We start from the raw sequence: 21,291 nt of genomic DNA, 5'->3' as shown, positions 1-21,291 counted from the left end.
AACGAACTCGATGAAACAGATGTTACAAATATGTTGCAAAAATAACAATAATTCCAAAGAATTCCCTATCGGAAGCTCACTTTTGGATATTTATTACGGTTTTAATCTTAATTTTCCTTATCAAGTAGTGAGTGCCAAGGTCAATAATCGCTCCGAGGGACTTAATTTCAGAGTATATAATAATAAGGATGTAGAGTTTCTGGATGTGAGAGATCAGTCCGGTATGCGTACTTATGTCCGTTCGCTTTGTTTTGTCTTGTTTAAGGCTGTCACGGAACTCTTTCCCGAGGGAAAATTGTTTGTGGAACATCCTGTTTCAAAAGGTTATTTCTGCAATTTGCGGATTGGACGCCCCATTGAACTCGAAGATGTGACGCGTATCAAGCAACGGATGCAGGAGATCATTGCAGAAAATATTCCTTATCACCGTATTGAATGTCATACGGCGGAAGCGGTACGGGTTTTCAGCGAGCGGGGGATGAATGATAAAGTGAGATTACTTGAAACTTCCGGTTCTCTTTATACCTATTATTATACATTGGGTGATACAATTGATTATTATTATGGTAATCTGCTTCCCAGCACCGGATATCTTAAATTGTTCGATATCGTGAAGTATTATGACGGGTTGCTACTCCGGATTCCGAGTCGTGAAAACCCAAGTATGCTCGAAGAAGTTGTGAAGCAGGAAAAAATGCTGGATGTCTTTAAAGAATATCTGAACTGGAGTTATATCATGGGGCTTAATAATGCCGGAGATTTTAATCTTGCCTGTGAAGAAGGACATGCCACTGACTTGATTAATGTGGCGGAAGCATTGCAGGAGAAAAAGATAGCGCAGATAGCCGATACTATCTTCCATCGTGGTGAAAACGGCAACCGGGTAAAACTGGTATTGATTGCCGGCCCGTCTTCTTCGGGAAAGACAACATTCAGCAAACGGCTTTCTATTCAGCTGATGACAAATGGCTTGAAGCCATTCCCGATCTCTTTGGATAATTATTTCGTAGACCGTGAAGAAACCCCTTTGGATGAAAACGGAAACTATGATTATGAATCACTTTATGCACTCGATCTGGAATTGTTTAATCAACAGCTGCAGGCGCTTCTTCGTGGCGAGGAGGTGGAATTGCCCCGTTTTAATTTCTCTCTTGGCAAAAAGGAATATAAAGGTGATAAACTGAAAATAGAAGATAATACAATTCTGATTCTGGAAGGTATTCATGCCTTGAATCCGGAACTGACACCGCATATACCAGCCGAACGGAAATTCAAGATTTACGTTTCAGCATTGACCACTATTTCGTTGGATGACCATAACTGGATTCCAACTACTGACAACCGTTTGTTGCGCCGCATCATCCGCGACTTTAATTATCGGGGATATTCTGCACGTGAAACCATATCACGCTGGCCTAGTGTACGTGCCGGTGAAGACAAATGGATATTCCCTTATCAGGAAAATGCTGATGTCATGTTTAATTCAGCGCTACTTTTTGAGTTTGCCGTACTTCGTTTGCACGCCGAGCCTATTCTGATGGGTGTTCCGCGTAACTGTCCTGAATATTGTGAAGCCTACCGATTGTTGAAGTTTATCAAATATTTTGTTCCGGTACAGGATAAAGAAATTCCGCCTACTTCTTTGTTGCGTGAATTTTTAGGAGGAAGCAGCTTTAAATATTAAGCAGAAAAATTAGGATATATTCGTGAATTGTGTTTCCTTTGCAGAAAATACAAATAAACCTTTTGTTGTAGTGAAGCAAGGGAACACAAAAATAAACAATATTTGAGTGATATTTAGGGAAAGAATGTTATGGTTGTTATGCAAAACTTTAAAATATTGAACCTTTAATTACTTTTGCTGTTAAGAAGGGACTACATGCAACAAAAAAAATGTGAATATGATTTTTTATAATAGTCTTTTAGCAAAGTGGTTCTTAGGAAAAGGGAAGAAGCACTATTTTATGTTAGGCTGGTTTTTCTTTACCCGCTATAAATATCTGGAAGTCTGGGAAGATATGGAACTCCGAATTCATGCCAGACAGTATTGGGAATGTTTTTCTTTAACCCTGATACCAGCACTTATTTTATCGTTACTGCTTTCATGGTGGTGGATGGTGTTACCATTCGTGACTTATCACATACTTTATTGGTTTGAAAAGATCATCTGTCACCATTCTATCTTTAATTGGGAGGCGATGAAACATTGTGGCGATACGCTTTATCTCAGGAAGAGGAAAGCGTATGCCTGGAAAAAAGGTTACGGGAAAAAAGAATTGCCCGCATCCAGATGGAATGATTAAAACTTCACTTTAAATGCTTCTTTATCCAAAGCAGATGTCCATACTCGGTATCGTTGGAAGTCCAATGCTCATTAATGGGAGTAATCAGTGCTTCTTTCGGACAGTTTAGTACATTGTATACGATGTAGCTGGTTGTCGGAGGACATACATCATCGTTGAATCCCCATGTCATGTAGGTATCTACTTTGATTAATTTCGCAAAGTTCACAACATCATAATAGGCCATTGTCTTTATTTTTTCAGGAGTATCCATATCTACCGAATTCCTGAAGAAATGAGGATATCCGCCGGCACGTCCGGCTTTATAGCCTGCCATATCGCTTAATGCAGGATGATTGGCGACACAAGCTGTCACCCGTTCATCCAGTCCGGCAGCGATTAATGCCAGGGCGCCTCCCTGACTACCTCCTTGTGCGATTACATTTTTGCCATCCCATTCCGGTAGGGAAGTTAGAAAGTCGATACCGCGTACACAGGCCAGATATACTCGTTTCATATAATAATTATCACGACTGTCGAGCCCGTTGGTCAGATAGCCGTTTTCTCTGCCATTGAAAGCGTTGCTGATTTCTTTAAATTCTTCATCAGTCATTTCCGGATTCAGGCCGTGTATCTCGAATTCAAAACGGATGCATCCTTGTTCCGCATAATATTTATGGCGTAGAGGTTCTTTGATGGTTTTGATTCCTGCTCCCGGAGGGCATAAGACAACCGGGAACTTTCCTTCTTTTTTCGGATAGAATAAATATCCGTAGACGCATTGTCTACGTTTGTTCAGTTGCAATTTTACGAGATAACAGTCTATTTTATCAGTGGAATATTTTTCGACATGTTCTTTGGTATACGTTAGGGGAAACTCCTTTTGTTCCGCTTTAGCCTTTTCCCAAAATTCCTTGAAATCGGAAGGCATGGTTGTATATGGGCGAAGTTTCTCCGGTGAAAATCCTACTTTGATATGATGTGAATAGGTCTTTCCATCTACGGTTGCTTTCAGGCGGCAGTCGCGGAATCCCGGCTCTTTCATTGTGCCCACAGGAATCACCCCCCTGCCATTCTTTAAAGTTATACTTCCTTTTGTATCGGCAACAGGCATCATATCACCGCCAATTTCATAAGTGACGGTTACATTATCCCTGGGGATGCCGTATTTATAGAATTGTACTTCTACAGTTACTTTTTCTCCGGTTTTATAAAGCCAGTCGGCATGATTGGGTACGGTGACCCAAAGCACATCGCTTTTATAAGGATAGTTTTCAGCTACGGCGGACAGTAAGGAAAGTGACAATAGCCATACAGATAAAAGTAGTCTCTTCATGGTGTTATTCATTGTTTTTATATCATTAAAAAGTGAATTATTTTAATTCTGTTGCAATATTACGCAAGATTCGGGAAAAGAAGGGTAGAAAAAATGTGATTTTAGATGGACTATTTGGTACTTTGACAAAAATAGCGGAAGTTTTTCATCCGGATGAAAAGCTTCCGCTATTGATTTTGAATAGAAGAAAGGTTCTTCTTTTATTTTGATGAGGCTTTTTATCTTAAAGCTTCCACCTCTTCCGGTGTCAAAGGAATCTTCTTGCCTAATCGGCGGGCACCGGTTTCTGTAATCAGATAATCTTCCTCATTGCGGATACCACCGAAGTCCTTATAAGTCTCCACTATCTCGTAGTTGATAAAATCGGTAAATTTCTTTTCTGCTTTCCACATGTCGATCAGTTCCGGAATAAAATAAATACCCGGTTCTACCGTGTGTACAAAACCCGGTTCCAATGGAATAGCAAGGCGTTGCGATTTGCGACCGAACTGTGTGCTCTTCGGTTGACCGTTGTAACCTACCCATATCTCTCCCAGATTCTCCATATCATGTACATCCAATCCCATCATGTGACCTAGTCCGTGCGGATAGAACAACGCATGGGCACCTTCGCGTACAGCATCCTCGGTATTTCCTTTCATCAATCCGAGCGTCTTCATACCGTCCACCATGACGCGGGCTGACAGTTCGTATACGTCCATATAAGGAATACCCGGACGGAGAGCCTTTACGGATTCCAGATGCATGGCGTTCTGAATCTCGTATACTTCACGCTGACGGGTGGTGAACTTCTTATCGGCAGGAATGGTAGACGACATATCACCCGCATAACCTGACTCTACTTCTGCACCGGCATCGATTAAGAACAAATCACCCGGCTTCACTTTATTTCCGTGATAATGATTGTGCAGAGTCTGCCCGTTGATAGTGGCAATTGTAGCGAATGATAGCTGGCAGTTATTAGATTCGGCCACCCGGTTCATTTCAGCTACCACTTCATATTCGTACATACCCGGACGAAGTACTTTCATAGCTGTAATATGCATATCGGCAGTTACATCGCAAGCCTTTTCTATTTCTACGATTTCTTCTGCAGATTTATAGTTGCGTTGAGCGATCACGGCACGGATGAATGGAACAGAACCTTCCTGATGTGCGGGAGGAATACCCAGCCAGTCCATCAGTTTCAGTTTATGTTCAGGGCGGTAAGGAGGCAGATAGTGAATTGCTTTCCCTTTCTGTACACACTGATGGAGGTAGCTTACAATGTCAGCAGACGGCATCAGATTTTTTACGCCTACACGTTCGCATTTTTCGTGCAACGTCGGCTGTGATCCCATCCATACGATTGCGTCGATAGACAACTCATCACCAAAGATAATTTCTTTGTCTTCATCTATATCGATAATAGCCGAAAGTCCGGCACATGAAAGTCCGAAATAATAAAGGAAAGTGGAATCCTGACGATAACGGAATGTGTTATCTTCGTAATTCAGTCCGCACTCGTCATTTCCGAGAAATAACAACACTCCGGAGCCTAAGTTCTTTTTTAGCAGGGCTCTCCGCTGCATATACGTTTCTTTGGCAAACATATTGTCCTAGTTTTTAAGTTCGTGCAACAAAGATAACGAATTTTGTGTTATAGGATTAAAAATTATCTCCCTAATCTGTGTAATCTCTCGTTAAAAAGTTACTTTTGTAGCGAGAAACAGTAGAAAGCAAAAACGAATATGGCACAAGGTTCCCGTCAAATACAATCTCAGGCGCAACAGCAGGTACAGACGCTCTCGCCCCAGCAGATTCTGGTCGTGAAACTGTTGGAGCTTCCCGCAGTAGAGTTGGAAGACCGTATCCATGCTGAACTGCTTGAAAATCCGGCACTTGAAGAAGGTAAAGAAGAGAATGCTACGGATAATGAATATTCCGATACCGAGAATGCAGAGGATGGCATGGATAGCGATGCCAATGACTATGATTCTTTGAGTGACTATCTGACAGAAGACGATATTCCCGATTATAAATTGCAAGAGAACAACCGTTCGAAAGATGAACAAGCGGAGGATATTCCATTTTCCGACTCCACCTCTTTTTATGAAATCCTGAAAGAACAGTTGCGTGAACGCAACCTGACAGAGCACCAGTGTGACTTGGTGGAATACCTGATCGGTTCATTGGATGATGACGGATTGCTTCGCAAATCTTTGGAAAGTATCTGCGACGAACTGGCGATTTATGCCGGTATCGAATCGACCGAAGAAGAACTGGAAGAAGCATTGAACATCTTACAGGACTTCGATCCGGCAGGTATCGGTGCGCGTAGTCTTCAGGAATGTCTGTTGATACAGATTCGCCGGAAAAAAGAAGAAGAGAAAACTCCCAGTCCTATCTTGAATCTGGAAGAAAGGATTATCAGAGAATGTTACGAAGAATTCACCCGTAAACATTGGGAGAAGATTATAAAGAAACTGGATATTGATGAAGAGACTTTCCAGGAAACCATTACTGAAATAACCAAACTGAATCCACGTCCGGGTGCTTCTTTAGGAGAAGCAATTGGCAGAAATCTCCAACAAATAGTTCCTGACTTTATTGTGGAAACGTATGATGACGGAACCATCAATGTAAGTCTCAATAACCGCAATGTTCCCGAACTCCGTATGAGTCGTGACTTCACGGAAATGGTGGAGGAGCATACAAAAAACAGGGCTAACCAGTCTAAGGAATCTAAAGAAGCGATGATGTTTCTGAAACAGAAAATGGATGCGGCACAAGGATTTATCGATGCTGTCCGTCAGCGTCAGAATACCTTGATGGTTACCATGCAGGCGATTATCGACCTGCAACGTCCTTTCTTCTTGGAAGGAGATGAATCGCTATTGAAACCGATGATTCTGAAAGACGTGGCGGAACGTACGGGATTGGATATTTCGACAATCTCCCGTGTGAGTAACAGTAAATATGTACAGACGAATTACGGTATCTATCCGCTCAAATACTTTTTCAGTGACGGATATACCACAGAAGATGGCGAAGAGATGTCTGTCCGTGAGATTCGTAAGATCCTGAAAGAGTGTATTGAAGGCGAGGACAAGAAGAAACCCCTGACCGATGATGAATTGGCGGATATATTAAAGGAGAAAGGTTATCCCATTGCCCGCAGGACAGTAGCCAAATACCGTCAACAACTGAATATTCCCGTGGCGAGACTGCGGAAATAATGGATAATTGACAATGAAGAATGAGAATTGTAATTTATAATTAGTAACTAGTAATCAAAGAAGAGTGGACAGAGAGAGAGAACATATCATAGCGGATAAGACGATGTTGCAGGTGGCGAGAGTCACTTCGATGGTCTTTACTCCATTTTCTATTCCGTTTTTATCGTTTCTGGTGTTATTCCTGTTTTCTTATCTTCGTATCATGCCGATACAATATAAGTTGATAGTGTTGGGAATCGTTTACTGCTTCACCATACTGACACCTACTATTACAATTTTCTTGTTTCGTAAAATCAATGGGTTTGCCCGTCAGGAGTTGAGTGAACGTAAGAAGCGTTATGTACCTATTCTACTGACCATTATCTCGTATGTGTTCTGCCTGCTGATGATGCGTAGGCTGAATATCCCGTGGTATATGACTGGTATCATTCTTGCTTCCCTGGTAGTGTCTATCATTTGCATTGCAGTAAACCTGAAATGGAAGTTGAGCGAACACATGGCAGGAATGGGCGGGGTGATCGGAGGCTTGATTTCTTTCAGTGCCTTGTTCGGTTACAATCCGGTCGGATGGCTATGCCTGTTTATTTTGATTGCCGGTATATTGGGTTCTGCACGCATTGTTCTGGGACATCACACACTGGGTGAGGTGCTTTCCGGTTTTGCTGTCGGTCTGATATGTGCCCTTTTGGTACTTCATCCGGTGAGTAACATCTTATTTCGAGTATTTTTATTTTAAAACAGTATAAATCCTAAAAACTAATCATTATGAACTTTCCACAGAATTTGAAGTACACGAACGAACACGAATGGATTCGCGTTGACGGAGACATTGCATACGTTGGTATCACCGATTATGCACAGGAACAATTGGGCGATATTGTGTTCGTAGATATCCCGACTGTTGGTGAAACGTTGGAAGCCGGTGAAACTTTCGGAACGATTGAAGTAGTGAAAACTATTTCCGATCTTTTCCTGCCGATAGCAGGTGAGGTGCTCGAACAAAATGAAGCATTGGAAGAAAACCCGGAACTGGTTAATAAAGATCCCTATGGCGAAGGTTGGTTGATTAAAGTGAAGCCGGCGGATGTAAAAGCGGTGGAAGATCTACTGGATGCCGAAGCGTATAAAGCCGTGGTAAACGGATAGTGCAAACAGAAATATAACTAATATAAGTTGAATGTAGCTGAACCCCCTCTCTTCGTGAAAGGGCTGTGAAGAGGCTTTTAATTTTTATTCTATGACTCCAATTGTAAGTATTATCATGGGCAGCACGTCCGACCTTCCTGTTATGGAGAAGGCTGCACAGCTACTGAATGATATGCATGTACCGTTCGAAATGAACGCTCTTTCTGCTCACCGCACGCCCGAAGCTGTGGAAGAGTTTGCGAAGAATGCCCGCAACCGTGGCATTAAAGTAATTATCGCTGCTGCCGGAATGGCTGCCGCCCTTCCCGGTGTAATTGCGGCTAACACTACATTGCCGGTGATCGGAGTACCTGTAAAAGGTTCCGTGCTCGATGGTGTGGACGCACTTTATTCTATCATTCAGATGCCTCCGGGCATTCCTGTAGCAACGGTTGCCATCAACGGAGCGATGAATGCCGCTATCCTTGCCATCCAGATGCTGGCATTGAGCGATGAGAAACTGGCAGAAGCTTTTGCTGCTTACAAGGAAGGACTGAAAAAGAAAATCGTAAAAGCAAACGAAGAACTGAAAGAAGTGAAGTTTGAATATAAAACGAACTAATGGATCTATTCAATTATTTTCGAAGAGAAACCACAGAAGTAAATATTGGGGCTGTGCCGTTGGGCGGCCCCAATTCTATTCGTGTCCAGTCGATGACAAACACGTCTACGCAGGATACACAGGCTTGTGTGGAACAGGCGAAACGTATTGTTGATGCAGGTGGAGAGTATGTACGCCTCACAACCCAGGGCATCAAAGAAGCCGAAAATCTGATGAACATTAATATCGGACTGCGTAGCCAGGGATATATGGTTCCGTTGGTTGCTGATGTGCATTTCAATCCGAAAGTGGCAGACGTGGCTGCTCAATATGCGGAAAAGGTGCGAATCAATCCGGGAAATTATGTAGATGCTGCTCGTACTTTTAAGAAACTGGAATATACAGACGAGGAGTATGCGCAGGAAATACAGAAAATCCATGACCGGTTTGTCCCGTTCCTGAATATCTGTAAAGAGAATCACACGGCTATCCGGATCGGAGTAAATCATGGCTCTCTGTCCGATCGTATCATGTCCCGTTATGGCGATACTCCCGAAGGAATGGTGGAATCCTGTATGGAATTCCTTCGTATCTGTGTAGCGGAGGACTTCACAGATGTAGTGATTTCCATCAAAGCCTCCAATACAGTGGTAATGGTGAAGACTGTTCGTCTGTTGGTGGACGTCATGGAAAAAGAGGGGATGACTTTCCCGCTCCACCTTGGGGTGACAGAAGCCGGAGATGGAGAAGACGGACGTATCAAGTCCGCCCTTGGCATCGGTGCGCTGTTGAGTGACGGATTGGGAGATACCATTCGGGTCTCTTTGAGCGAAGCTCCTGAAGCTGAAATCCCGGTGGCCCGTAAACTGGTGGATTATGTTCTGTTGAGGCAGGATCATCCTTATATCCCGGGATTGGAGGCACCGGAATTCAATTATCTGTCTCCCGAACGTCGCAAGACAAAAGCCGTCCGTAATATCGGAGGTGAACATGTACCTGTGGTTATTGCCGACCGTATGGATGGGAAGACAGAGGTAAACCTGCAATTCACACCGGACTATATTTATGCCGGAAGAACCTTGCCCGATCAACGGGAAGACGGAGTAGAATATATTCTTGATGCGGATGTATGGCAGGGAGAAGACGGAACCTGGCCTGCATTCAATCATGCACAGCTGCCGTTAATGGGAGAATGCAATGCAGAGGTTAAATTCCTGTTTATGCCCTACATGGCACAAACGGACGAAGTGATAGCCTGCCTGAAACATCATCCGGAAGTAGTGATTGTTTCCCAAAGCAATCATCCGAACCGTTTGGGTGAGCACCGTGCACTGGTACATCAACTAATGACGGAAGGTTTGCAAAATCCGGTTGTCTTCTTCCAGCATTATTCGGAAGATGATGCGGAGAATTTGCAGATAAAGTCCGCAGTCGATATGGGAGCCTTGATTTTTGACGGTCTTTGTGATGGCATCTTCCTGTTCAATCAGGGTAACTTGAGCCATGCCGTCGTTGATGCTACTGCTTTCGGAATCTTGCAGGCCGGACGTACCCGTACCTCCAAAACAGAATATATATCTTGTCCCGGTTGCGGCCGTACACTTTACGACTTGGAAAAGACTATTGCCCGTATTAAGGTAGCCACTTCACATTTGAAAGGGCTGAAGATCGGCATCATGGGGTGTATCGTGAATGGTCCCGGTGAGATGGCAGATGCAGACTACGGCTATGTAGGAGCAGGACGGGGGAAAATCAGTCTCTATAAAGGCAAGGTGTGTGTGGAGAAAAATATTCCTGAAGAAGAAGCGGTAGAACGACTTCTGAAGTTTATTCGGATAGACCGAGAAGAAAACCAACAATGATATTGATTAGATATGGATTACACGGATGAATACGGATTTAGTTAAAATCAGGAGTAGGAATCCGCATAGTCCATATCTAAATAAAAGCCATTTTAGAAGGTAATATTTATATCTTTCCCATTCTCTGTGTGATATGTTTTCACGGGCTTTCCATTACGTAGCACATAGGTCTTTATTTTATTTCCTTGTCGTTCAACGATTATATCAAACGGCGAAAATGCAAATGCCGAAACATTATTCAATCTCATCGAATTCCATTTATCAGGTAGTTGTGGACAGAGTGAGAATGAATTAAATCCTGTCGGACGAATACCAAAAATACCTTCGGTTACTATACGGCAATACAAAGCACTTTCGGCTGACAAATGCCGTTGGTTTCCTTCGGGCCAGGCCTCGATAGGATATGGAACATGTTCCCCAAGCAGGCGTTGCTGTGAGTAATATGCCATGTGTTCCATTGCCCTCTCCCTTGCTCCTGCGCTATACACTCCTCGTAGAGCGTAAAGAGTAGATCTGTCCCAGAAAGTATCTGTTCCGGCTTGTGTCAATAAGCCGTCTTTGCTCCACAAACGGGGAGAGAATAATGCTTCGACGGTTCCTGTCTTCTTTTCAAAGATCCCGACTGTCAGAGGGATAGCTATCCATGAACGTAAAATATCATTGCCTTCATAATAGCGGTAACTGTCGAACCCTTCTATACGGCTACCAAAATAATTGTTTATATTATTTTTTAATACTTTCGCCTGCCGGGCATATTCTTTTGAAACAGAAGACTGCTTGCCAAGTTCTTTGGCAAGATAGCTTGCCGATACCAGAGCGTCATAATACAAACTTGATGTACAAAGGTTTGCGTTACCTGCTGGAAAGCGTCCTTCAAGCTCATCAGCATCTGAAGTCACAATTCCGGAAGCATTTATTTTTCTTTTGCAGTATTCCAGACACCACTCAATCAAGGGCCATAACTCTTGTGCTTCCTTTTTATCTGCTTTGGCTAGTGCATAACGGGCGGCCCCATAAGCTATCATCGCTGCATCGCCACGATCGCCAGCCCCGTTCCAGGTATCCTTCCCCTCGGCAATGATAGAGCTGGGTATGGGTTTGTAATCAGAATTCATGAAGCGGGCAAAAAGCCTGAATGAGTTTAATGCGGACGCGTTTCCGATATCATAACCCAAAAAGGGAAAGAAAGGATTGGCATACTCCGCTTGGTCATTCGCCCAAACAGCTGCATAATATGATTCTCCTCCAGGACTGTGCATGAATCCTCCTCCGGTAGCAAAGATACTCTCTGCTGCTCTTACTTTAGCAAAAGCAAATGCTGTATTTACTACCGGATCAGGGGAGACAAAGCTAAGATTGTTCCATATCTTGTCGACAAAGGCCATTCGTTTATGTTCCTCGTCTGCTATATCGACTATCAATTCTTTCTCTCCTTTTTTATAAGCCTGAACAGAAGCGTCGAAAGTCAATGATTCTTTAGGAGCAATAGTGTATAAACAGTCTTCCTTATTTTGTATAGAGGTAACTATAGTGTATGATCCATCCACTCCTTTTACAGGATCGGTTTTGTAAACGGCTTTTTGAAAAGGTACAATAACAGAAATAGGTTTTGATGAGATATTCTTGACCGTATAACGTTCACAAAGCATCGGTTTGTCTGTTGAAGGAAAGAATGATCTCGTAAGTTCGACTACAGGTACTGGCTCTCTATTGCGTGCCGTACCTGTATTCTGGTATCCAATAGCAAAAAGGCTTACTACCGTGAGTCGTCCGTCGATACATATCGATTTCACTTTTTCATTGTTGAGAGCCATACCATTAACTAACAACAAAGAAGCGTAATCAATTGCAAATCGTTGCATCAGGCTTGCATGTGTATTGTTGGGTATCGTCCGCAACATAGGCCATATCATTGAACGTTCCATCACAAATTGCCCATCGCCGTTTACGCCATAACGTAATACCGCTGAAACCTTTAAACCGCTCATTTCAATATGGTCATAATGGGGGAGCCGACCGTCTATCTGCCATTCTATCGCTCCACTATCCAGGATACGCCAGCGAGGTGTAGCATTAGCATTATCTGCAAGGCAGAACAATACAAAAAGCAATAAAACGATTTTCATCTTTCTGGTAAACATACTATTAGTCTATTTCTATGTAATCGAGATAAAACTGTCCGTTATCACCAGCGTCCCGTTGAAAGGCTATTTGATTTATGCCGGCTGCCAACGATACCTGAACTACTTTTTCGCTCCAGTTGGATTGTTCCTGAAATCCAAGTTGCGATTGTTTTTGACCGTTGACATATAAGCTACACGTAGCTGTCCCTTTGGAATAGTTGTAGCCCATGACATGCAATGTATATGTACCGGCGGCATCAACCTCTACATCAAACTCAACACATGCATTTACGTTTTCAAGCCCTTTGACATAAAAGCCTTCGACTTTAACATGCTGGTTGTTATCGTCTTCTGTCTCACCCTCATTGCTACAACCTGTGCAAACCAGTAATAGGGCGAGAACTACAAACCATAAATATTGAGGGTATCCTTTCATAATCATTATCTATTTATAACTGCACCATTTCTGAGTGAGGCAACAGCCGCTTTGTATCTCTTTGAATTGGGTTTGATACGTAAAACCTTACATGAATGTGGTTCAAGTCGCACCGAGTATCGGCCCGACATTGCGCCTAAATCCTGATGCAGCCACAAATCACGTACATTCTTCACCTTTCCACCTTTAATTCCCAGTTCCTTTTCAAAATCAATACCATATTCAAGCACTGTCGATTCTCTATTGAACAGCCCGACAATCCAATCTCCATCAGGAAGTTGTCCTATCCATCTCGAACTGTTTTGTTTATCCCATATACTGGTACTAAGTGGCTTACCTACAAAACCGAGTTTATTCAATTCCAGCATCTCTGTGTTTTTGTAGAATTTGGCGCAATCACCAATCGTATTATATTGATCGGTGATACCAATTGGAGAACCGCTAACCAGCAACATTGAGATATGAAACTCTCTTTCGGCATCGCTTGCCAATGTGTTGAGTTGAACAAAATCGGGATCCATTATAGTTTGTCCTTTCACCCCGATAATATCAGCCCATCCGATTAATCCATCAAAAGCACTTCGGTATTTATCACCTTGTCCGCTTTCGTTAACCTGTCCGCGCTCTTTGTCGCTGATAAACCACCATCCGCCACCGTCACAGTCAGTACTTATGCGAATCATATCCGCATAAATAATCTCGTTGCGGGCATCGTTGCGACAATTAGGAACAGAGTAACTAAGCAACATTTCATCTCCGGCTTCTTCAGCCATCCATTTCAATGCCTTGATGTATCTATTGGTTCCGTAATCCCGTTCATAGTAACCAAGAAAGTCTATCTTCAGCAACTCTATTCCCTGATCTATCATTGTTCTGATACAGCCTTTCACCCACTGTTCCGCTCCTGGTTTGTCAGTATCTATCCAGTACAGGTGATCTTCAAACTTTGTAGTGCCTACCACGTCAGTTATCGGAATGGAAGTTCCTTTGATATTATTATTCTGCACATAGGCAGCTTTAGGTACCCATAATGGGTTGAAATAGAATCCGAATCTCATGCCTTTACTTTTGAGATAATCGCCCCAATACTTCAGTCCGTATGTCCACGAACTGTCATATTTGGTCAGATAACCATATTGATCTATAGAATTGAGGTTAAATAACCAACCGTCAGTAGCTGCCATATCATATCCATAAGGTAAAAACTCCTCGGCAAGCCAGTCGATATTCTTTTTCCAAACATCTTCAGGCATTGATGTTCCATACCGGAAATTGTATTGGTACATATTCCAAAACAATGGTCCGCTGCCTCGCTTTGTGAATTTGCTTTCTCTGGCAAAGATACCTGCTGGTATTGTAAACAATACCAGCAAAAGTGTTAAAAAATTAAATCTGTGTTTCATCTTATTGAATTATTTTTCCAATCATTGTAGAAAGTTGTTTTACTTGCAATTCGGCCATACCGACAACGATGTAATCCACACCATTGAGCCCATAGGGATCGTTGTATGCACTGGAAATTACAATTTTCAGGAATCGTCCCTTTTGTGGCGTTATCGTCTCACTGTCACCGAACCAGATGGTTTCATTCTGTCGTGGAGCGTTCTCTTTAGAAAAGAGAAGCGTCCAGTTATTTAGTGCCACAGCCGAGTAATCAGCAGATGTTCCTCCATCGGCAATCGTTTTGAATAAAAATAGAGGATCGTCCGAAACATAGAAATCTATCTTCTTAATGTTCGCGTTATCTCTTCGTTGAGTCAGTCCGATATCGCTTACTTCTATTGAATTCTTCATATCTATGACAATTGTGATAGGTGTTCTCATTCCATCAAAACAATGATAATCTGTGAAGCCATAGTGGTAGTCATCTTTATTATTGAATCCATTGACATCTTTTCCCCAATAACTCGAATGCTAGTGATTGTCGAAAATTCCATCTATGATGGCTCCGGCTCCGATATTATCCCCATCCGTTGATGAGGGATTCTCCATCTTCTGGTCGCTGTTGCATAGCAATATTTTCCATTCTCTGTTGTCGGGAATGACTTGTGGATCAGCAGGTACCACAACAGTCAGGTAATAAATCTCGTCCGATACCTCTATTTGTGGGGACGAGGGGGCTGCAAACTTCAACGGAAGAAGATAGTGCTTATCTTTTTGCAATGTTGAACTTGCTACTGTCAATGTCGTTGTAGCATCATCATTGCCATTTGCAAAAGAAAAATCATTCACATGGTAGGCTCCTGCGGGAAGCGCTTCATAATTGGTTGAATGAAAATCATTATATGCAGACACCAGTTGCGCGTTTTGTGAGAAATCGAGTCCGCAAGAGAAATTGGATATATTATCTGCAATTTCGGCTTTGAGTTTTACACTCATTGAACTATATGTCGCACTTTCAATCTGTATATCCTTTTTTCCCCATTCCACTTGCTGCCCGTTTATATCAAAAACATATAAGACCCGGTTCATTTCAACATTCACAATACCCTCTTCTGTACTTTCCAACTGGAGTGCCAAAACAAGTTTAGATCCAGGTGCCGATTTGATTAACTGATATATTTTAGCTACATCAAAATTCAGATAAAGATATTTCGACGTCTCGTTAGTTGCAAACGTTAGTTCGTGAACTCCGTCTTTAAATGAATATGCATCAGGCGTTATTGTCTTGTAACTTTGATTTTCGGGCTGGCTATAATTTTCATCGATTTCCTGTTGTGTCAATGCACGCACGTTAACCGTTGCAGTCAAAGACGGGTCACTTCCTGCCTTAATAACCAGAAGAGGCTCTTCGACCGTATTTTCAGAAGCCTGCCAACTAAATATATGCTTGCCCTCGTTCTTGAAATACAATATTTTGTGATATTCTTCAGGGAATAACTTATCATTCGAATATTCGTTGCTACATGAATATACAATCTGACATACACCAAGTATTAAAATTAATTTCAATAATATCGTTTTCATAATTCTGGTAATTCTAAATTAATATTCGGGCGATTGTACTAGTTGGGGATTGCTGTATATCTCCGAGTCATTGATCGGAAGAAGATACATTTTGTTGTTCCACATAAAAGGTTGGTCCACCTTTACTCTTTGGTTAAACTCACGGAACGATGGATCTTTTTTTGCGATGGCATTAAGACCTTCACGGACACCGGCTTTGAATACCTCCGGAGCAATTGTCCAACGCCGGGCATCAAAATAGCGGTGTCCTTCAAACCATAATTCAGCATAACGTTCACTGCGCACCCAATCCATTAAACTCATATCAGAGTTTATGTCAGATAATTCTAAATCGGGAATACCTGCACGATTACGAACAATGTTCAGGTTGTCCAAGACATCTTGTTTGCTGTTCAATGCAGCATGACATTCCGCCAGATTGAGGTATAATTCCGCCAAACGTATGACTGCCAGTGGAGTATGAGCATAATTATTGCCATTATCTTGAGAGCGCCATTGGAAGTTTGGTTGTATTCTCTTTTTGGAGAAATATCCGGTTGCATTATTATCTCTATTATATCTGTCAGGGTTGTACCCATGTTTTTGCGAGTTACGCGCTTCAAGTATCAGTGGTGAGCCATCGGCTATGAACGAACTATATTCACCTCCATCGTAACAAACCCATGCATAGAAACGCGGTTCACGATTGACATTCAGTTTTATGATATCCGGATTAGACAGACCTGCCGATTCAAACCAGTCCGATTTATCGGGAAAAGTATGATCGTATTGGGGCAATTTTCCATTCTTTGTATAAAATCTTTCAACAGAGTTCAAGAAAACAGCAATACCTCCCCATCCTCCTACAGGAGAGCCGTTGTAAGTGGTGACGCCATGAGGTATTTGTGAATAGATGCCATAGTTGTCACCGCTTCCGATGGCAAAGATTACTTCTTTATTGCCATCAGTCTCACGTGTCGTATTGAGGTAACGCATGAGCATTACCGACTCTTTAAACTGGTCATCAACCCCCTCTATATTAGGCAATGGAACTCCTTGGTTTATTCTGATACTGGTGGAAGTGGCAAGGTCGAACAGTTTGCGGTTACCTTGAGTCAGTGCCCAATCAAGAGCCTCGTTGCAAGCTGTCAGGGCGCGTTCCCATTTGTTTTCATCGTATGTTCTGCTGACTAACTCCTTTCCATATCCCGGAGTTTCAAAGTTAGTGTTCTTCCAGTTTGAATAAGGGAATGAGCCATTCCACAGGGGGGAGGCGGCATAAACCAACAATCGCGCTTTTAAGGCTTTGCAAGCTGTTGAAGTAGCACGTCCCAGTTCGCTGTTCTGTACTGTTGGCGGCAATTCGAAGGCAGCCCGGTCAAACCATTCAGCTATGGAGTCTACACATACATCGAAATGCGATCTGCCCGGAAAATCCTTTTTGTCAAGGTTTTGATTGTAATGTTCAGTCACTAATGGTATAGGTCCGTATGACTCTAGTAACATAAAATGATAGAGTGCCCGACAGAACAAAGCTTCGGCTTTCCAGCGTCTTTTATCGCTCTCGGTTACTCCCGTCGGATTGCTCTTGTCAAGCTGATCCATGAATAGATGGCATCGTCCTATTCCATCGTAACAACTATTCCACGGGGCGGTTTGACTGGAAGGAGAAAGCTGGTTCCATGCCGCTTTCTGTCCGTCGTCAGCCCATAGTAAGGGGCGGGCATATTCATCGGTCGAGTTGATGAATGAGTTTTCAACTGTGTAAAACCACTCGAAATAAGTATAACATGAATGAAGGAAACCCAATGTGGAAGCTCTGTCTTTCATTGCGTCGGGCAAGTCGGCTGTTTCATCCGGGACAACGTCCAGATAGTTGCAAGAAGCCATGCAACATGCGGCAGTCACACTTAGTATGAATCGTGATATGATCTTAATGGTTTTCATATTTTATATTTTGGTTATATAGAACTTAGAATTTTAGCTGCACTCCAATATTGATAGTCCGTTGAAGAGGATACGCATTCCATGACAATTCCGGATCCCACTCTTTAAAAGGACTCCACACAGCCAGATTATCCCCATTGATATAAACACGGCAGTACGGAAAACTATATCCGAGTTCAAGGGTTTTAAAGCGGATAAAACGTCCGTTGTGCATCCAGTAGGTGCTGTTGACAGAGTTGTTTGCCACTTGACTGTCAGTAATACCTAATCGTGGAAATTTCGCATCCGGATTCGGATTAGCTTCGCTCCAGTAGTCGTTGGCGATAAACTGCATCACGTTTCGATCACCGGTTGAAGCATCACCGCGAAATGGCATAATGCCTGATACCATGATTGTCCGTTGGGCAGAACCATTGAAAAACATTCCGAAATCGAAAGATTTATATGTCATGTCTAGCCCAATTCCATACTGAATGCGCGGCACATTGCCATATTGCGAAATCATAACCTGATCTTTTGAATTTATTTTGCCATCACCGTTTACATCGCGATATTTGATATCACCTGGCATTACCGTACTTCCCAATTCATCCTGCGAAGGGCTCATTTCTATATCCGCCTGGTCTTTGAATAACCCTTCGGCAATGTATCCTATCGTGTTACTCAAGGGTTTACCAGTTTCCGACTGCCACACGTAAGGGTAATCCGGTTCATCTTTGTAGATGTATTTATTCTTATTATATGTCAAATTGAAACGCAGGTCCATATTTAAATCATTGGTGATTTTCTTTCGCCAATTGACAGCCAGCTCGATACCTCGATTGTCTACTTTACCAATGTTACTCCATGGCACAGCATTAGCGTATCCTAATAGTCTAGGAAAAGAACCTCGTTTGAGAAGGATGCGATCTCGTTTGTCATGAAAATAGTCGAAAACAATATTGAGCTGGTTGAATAGATTCATGTCTATACCGATATCGAACTTTTTCACTCTTTCCCAATGTGCATTTCTGACAGCATAATATGAAACGCTGGGTCCTTTGGCGACAACACTTCCATCAGGTCCGGTTCCATAACCCAAATCGTCGAGCTTTATATCATTTATATAGAGAAAGTGGGCAGCTCCCGCACTTTTTCCCGTATCATCGCTGCCTACCAGTCCATAAGATCCCCGGAGCTTGAGGAAAGATACAATTGAACGCAGTGGAGTCCAGAAATCCTCGTTACTGATAACCCAGCCTAAAGATATGGCGGGAAATAACTCGAACCGTTCTCCTTCTACCAGACGTTCCGTTCCGTTATAACCGCAATTTATTTCGGCCAGATATTTCTGGTTGTAATCGTAGGTGATACGGGCAGATAATCCTTGGTTGCGGTTGGGTAATACGCTGGATCTGTATTCACGCATCATATACATCAACATTCCCGATACGGCATGTCGGCCGAACTGCCTGCTGTAATTGATGCGTCCGTCCATATAAAAGGTATTGTCCTGGTAGCGCTCTATATCCGACTGGGATATATATTCAGATCCCGAAGTCAGTTGCTCCAATGCATAAAGGTCGGGCGAATCGACATTCCAACTGCCATCCTGTACGCGATAGTAATAGGGGGCAAGTGATTTGGTATAAGATGAGTTTGAATAGTTTTTCCAGTTAACCAGAATAGAGGCGGAAAGTCCCTTTGTCACAAAATCAAAGTTCTGATTAATACGAACAGAGGTGTTGATGGTATTATGATTGGATCCTCTGAAATTATTTATCATATATGCATAAGGGTTGTTATACATCGAATTTCCACTAAGCATTGCCCCTCCGAAACGTATATGCTTGTCACCTTCTTCTGCCGGAAAAGATGCCGGAAATGCCACCGGATTGGTATTGTAGGTAAGATAGAACAGGTCGGAAGTTGAAAAAGACGGTCCTTTGGCATATCCTATCTGGTCGTTCATGCGTAGCTCGACAGTGGTTGTCGGAGTCATCTTATAGGATATGTTACTTTGGAAAATGTACTCCCATCTGTTGATGTTCGTGTCAAAAGAGTAACGCTTGGGGGAGTTGAGCATACCGCTATCATGATTTGCTTGCAAACTCATGTAATAGGTAACCTTCGAACTACCTCCCTGTACATTAATGTTTGCCCGTTGGTTCATGGTAGAATTTTTGAAAAGCAGGTCATACCAATCCACGTTCGGATAAACATACGGATTGATTCCGCTCCTTGTATATTCTATGACGTCATCCGAATATTTGGGTGTTGCGCTTGGAGTACGAGTCACCAAGGCTTCATTGTACATATTCATAAACGTAGGGCCATCGACGAACTTCAGCGTGTTTGCCGGTCTTAGAAATGAATTTTCGAACGTGATATTTATCTGTGCCCGCGTGTTTTCCATACCGTCTTTCGTTTTGATAAGCAGCACTCCATTAGCACCGCGAGCGCCATAAATAGCAGTTGCCGATGCATCCTTCAAGATTGAAAAGCTGGCGATCGATTCGGTAGGGATATTATTAAGGTCGCCACTCGAAATTTCGATATCGTCCATCAGAATTAAAGGTGTTGCACGTCCCCCGAATGTTCCGATTCCCCTGATATAGAAATCGGATACGGAACCCGGTTCTCCACTGGTTGTCATCGATACCACACCTGCCAGCTTTCCTGTAAGATTATTGGTCAGTGAAGAACTCGGTGCACGCAATTCTACACCTTTTACAGTGGAAATAGCACCGGTTACGGATACTTTTTTCTGTGTGCCGGCTCCTACCACCACCACTTCATCCAGCACCTCGTTGTCCGATTGCATTTTCACTTTCAAAACTCCCAAATCGCCTACACTCAATACCTGCTGTTTGTATCCGATATAAGAAAATGTTAACTCTGTATTATTTGAAACCTCTATTGAAAACTTACCATCTAAATCTGTAATTGTTCCTGTTCCCGGGGAGTTTTTTACAGAAATACTGACCCCCACCAAAGGATCGCTGGAAGAAGCATCCGTAACGGTTCCTACCAATTTGCGCTTTTGTTGTTTCGAATCCTGCGGACGTTGCTCTGTAGGCAACTCTTCTCTTTTCAGAGAAATCTGCCGGTCTTTAATTTCATACAGGACATCTGTATTCTTAAATAACTGATCGAGAATAACGGTTATCGGTTGGTCCTTTACAGACAAACTGACTATACGTTTCGTATCAATCGCTTTGCTATAATAGAAAAAGATAAATTCACTGTTTTTTTCTATATAATCAAGTACTTCCTTAACTGTTTTGTTCCGCATTTCAATTGTTAAGTTTTTCTGTTGAGCATACGCTCCTATGTTCGCCGCATAAGAGTGTAAAGAAAGAAAACAAACACTAAAAAGAAATAATATGCGAGCCATTCTCACCCTTGTAAGAAATGTGCTACTGGTATTTTTCAT

Annotated in this window: 16 protein-coding genes; 7 read left to right on the top strand and 9 right to left on the bottom strand. The window is 42.6% G+C overall.

The features are described 5' to 3' along the window. Positions 1–10 precede the first annotated feature (10 nt). Together KSX81_RS08885 and KSX81_RS08880 are read left to right on the top strand one after the other, a co-directional pair. The gene (locus tag KSX81_RS08885; protein WP_004296239.1) at positions 11–1,684 is read left to right on the top strand and encodes a nucleoside kinase; all 1,674 of its coding nucleotides are present in this window, start codon (positions 11–13) and stop codon (positions 1,682–1,684) included. 217 nt (positions 1,685–1,901) lie between these two features. Further along, positions 1,902–2,303, top strand: a complete 402-nt coding sequence (locus tag KSX81_RS08880) for a hypothetical protein (protein WP_004296238.1) — start codon at positions 1,902–1,904, stop codon at positions 2,301–2,303. 4 nt (positions 2,304–2,307) lie between these two features. Here the strand turns inward: KSX81_RS08880 and KSX81_RS08875 are convergent, their stop codons facing one another. Both KSX81_RS08875 and KSX81_RS08870 read right to left on the bottom strand, forming a co-directional pair. Further along, entirely contained in the window at positions 2,308–3,618 is a 1,311-nt protein-coding gene (locus KSX81_RS08875; RefSeq protein WP_004323281.1) for an acetylxylan esterase, read from the bottom strand. Between the two features lie 218 nt (positions 3,619–3,836). Next, positions 3,837–5,210, bottom strand: a complete 1,374-nt coding sequence (locus KSX81_RS08870) for an aminopeptidase P family protein (RefSeq protein WP_004296235.1) — start codon at positions 5,208–5,210, stop codon at positions 3,837–3,839. A gap of 138 nt (positions 5,211–5,348) precedes the next feature. Between KSX81_RS08870 and rpoN the strand changes: the two genes are divergently transcribed. The 5 genes from rpoN to KSX81_RS08845 all read left to right on the top strand — a co-directional run bounded on the left by rpoN (position 5,349) and on the right by KSX81_RS08845 (position 10,424). Then, positions 5,349–6,836, top strand: a complete 1,488-nt coding sequence (gene rpoN / locus KSX81_RS08865; protein WP_004296234.1) for an RNA polymerase factor sigma-54 — start codon at positions 5,349–5,351, stop codon at positions 6,834–6,836. A 64-nt stretch (positions 6,837–6,900) separates the two neighbouring features. Beyond that, positions 6,901–7,572, top strand: a complete 672-nt coding sequence (locus tag KSX81_RS08860; RefSeq protein WP_004296233.1) for a phosphatase PAP2 family protein — start codon at positions 6,901–6,903, stop codon at positions 7,570–7,572. 29 nt (positions 7,573–7,601) lie between these two features. Continuing rightward, positions 7,602–7,982, top strand: a complete 381-nt coding sequence (gene gcvH, locus KSX81_RS08855) for a glycine cleavage system protein GcvH (RefSeq protein ID WP_004296232.1) — start codon at positions 7,602–7,604, stop codon at positions 7,980–7,982. 91 nt (positions 7,983–8,073) lie between these two features. Further along, the gene (gene purE, locus KSX81_RS08850) at positions 8,074–8,583 is read left to right on the top strand and encodes a 5-(carboxyamino)imidazole ribonucleotide mutase (protein ID WP_004296231.1); all 510 of its coding nucleotides are present in this window, start codon (positions 8,074–8,076) and stop codon (positions 8,581–8,583) included. Next, positions 8,583–10,424 carry a 4-hydroxy-3-methylbut-2-en-1-yl diphosphate synthase gene (locus KSX81_RS08845; protein ID WP_004296230.1) on the top strand — a complete coding sequence of 614 codons (1,842 nt, stop codon included), beginning with the start codon at positions 8,583–8,585 and terminating at the stop codon, positions 10,422–10,424. Before purE ends, KSX81_RS08845 begins: the two co-directional genes overlap by 1 nt. A gap of 92 nt (positions 10,425–10,516) precedes the next feature. On the opposite strand, the gene KSX81_RS08840 is transcribed toward KSX81_RS08845, so the two are convergent. From KSX81_RS08840 to KSX81_RS08810, 7 genes are all read right to left on the bottom strand, one after another. Continuing rightward, a complete protein-coding gene (locus KSX81_RS08840; protein ID WP_004296229.1) occupies positions 10,517–12,565 on the bottom strand; it encodes a hypothetical protein in 2,049 nt (682 codons plus the stop codon). Between the two features lie 4 nt (positions 12,566–12,569). Further along, entirely contained in the window at positions 12,570–12,983 is a 414-nt protein-coding gene (locus KSX81_RS08835) for a CBM35 domain-containing protein (protein ID WP_004323277.1), read from the bottom strand. A gap of 5 nt (positions 12,984–12,988) precedes the next feature. Beyond that, complete coding sequence (locus KSX81_RS08830; protein ID WP_004296227.1) at positions 12,989–14,386, bottom strand: alpha-galactosidase; 1,398 nt, start codon at positions 14,384–14,386, stop codon at positions 12,989–12,991. Between the two features lies 1 nt (position 14,387). Further along, complete coding sequence (locus tag KSX81_RS08825; RefSeq protein WP_254884202.1) at positions 14,388–14,777, bottom strand: hypothetical protein; 390 nt, start codon at positions 14,775–14,777, stop codon at positions 14,388–14,390. Between the two features lie 120 nt (positions 14,778–14,897). Continuing rightward, positions 14,898–15,950 (bottom strand): DUF1735 domain-containing protein, encoded by a 1,053-nt coding sequence (locus KSX81_RS08820; protein WP_254884201.1) that lies wholly within the window; start codon positions 15,948–15,950, stop codon positions 14,898–14,900. A gap of 18 nt (positions 15,951–15,968) precedes the next feature. After that, on the bottom strand, positions 15,969–17,876 hold the full coding sequence (locus KSX81_RS08815) for a RagB/SusD family nutrient uptake outer membrane protein (RefSeq protein ID WP_004323275.1): 1,908 nt from the start codon (positions 17,874–17,876) through the stop codon (positions 15,969–15,971). Positions 17,877–17,901: 25 nt separating this feature from the next. After that, positions 17,902–21,291, bottom strand: a complete 3,390-nt coding sequence (locus KSX81_RS08810; protein WP_004323272.1) for a TonB-dependent receptor — start codon at positions 21,289–21,291, stop codon at positions 17,902–17,904.

It is taken from the genome of Bacteroides sp. MSK.18.37, from assembly GCF_019129155.2.
Taxonomy (GTDB): domain Bacteria; phylum Bacteroidota; class Bacteroidia; order Bacteroidales; family Bacteroidaceae; genus Bacteroides; species Bacteroides ovatus.
The sequence above is the reverse complement of the archived record's forward strand: the minus strand, read 5'-3'. Positions and strand labels throughout refer to the sequence as shown.

Coding starts and splice junctions, on each gene's coding strand:
- KSX81_RS08885 (WP_004296239.1), top strand. CDS start 11: ATGAAACAGATGTTACAAATATGTTGCAAAAATAACAATAATTCCAAA.
- KSX81_RS08880 (WP_004296238.1), top strand. CDS start 1,902: ATGATTTTTTATAATAGTCTTTTAGCAAAGTGGTTCTTAGGAAAAGGG.
- KSX81_RS08875 (WP_004323281.1), bottom strand. CDS start 3,618: ATGAAGAGACTACTTTTATCTGTATGGCTATTGTCACTTTCCTTACTG.
- KSX81_RS08870 (WP_004296235.1), bottom strand. CDS start 5,210: ATGTTTGCCAAAGAAACGTATATGCAGCGGAGAGCCCTGCTAAAAAAG.
- rpoN (WP_004296234.1), top strand. CDS start 5,349: ATGGCACAAGGTTCCCGTCAAATACAATCTCAGGCGCAACAGCAGGTA.
- gcvH (WP_004296232.1), top strand. CDS start 7,602: ATGAACTTTCCACAGAATTTGAAGTACACGAACGAACACGAATGGATT.
- purE (WP_004296231.1), top strand. CDS start 8,074: ATGACTCCAATTGTAAGTATTATCATGGGCAGCACGTCCGACCTTCCT.
- KSX81_RS08845 (WP_004296230.1), top strand. CDS start 8,583: ATGGATCTATTCAATTATTTTCGAAGAGAAACCACAGAAGTAAATATT.
- KSX81_RS08840 (WP_004296229.1), bottom strand. CDS start 12,565: ATGTTTACCAGAAAGATGAAAATCGTTTTATTGCTTTTTGTATTGTTC.
- KSX81_RS08835 (WP_004323277.1), bottom strand. CDS start 12,983: ATGAAAGGATACCCTCAATATTTATGGTTTGTAGTTCTCGCCCTATTA.
- KSX81_RS08830 (WP_004296227.1), bottom strand. CDS start 14,386: ATGAAACACAGATTTAATTTTTTAACACTTTTGCTGGTATTGTTTACA.
- KSX81_RS08825 (WP_254884202.1), bottom strand. CDS start 14,777: ATGAAGAATTCAATAGAAGTAAGCGATATCGGACTGACTCAACGAAGA.
- KSX81_RS08820 (WP_254884201.1), bottom strand. CDS start 15,950: ATGAAAACGATATTATTGAAATTAATTTTAATACTTGGTGTATGTCAG.
- KSX81_RS08815 (WP_004323275.1), bottom strand. CDS start 17,876: ATGAAAACCATTAAGATCATATCACGATTCATACTAAGTGTGACTGCC.
- KSX81_RS08810 (WP_004323272.1), bottom strand. CDS start 21,291: ATGAAAAATACCAGTAGCACATTTCTTACAAGGGTGAGAATGGCTCGC.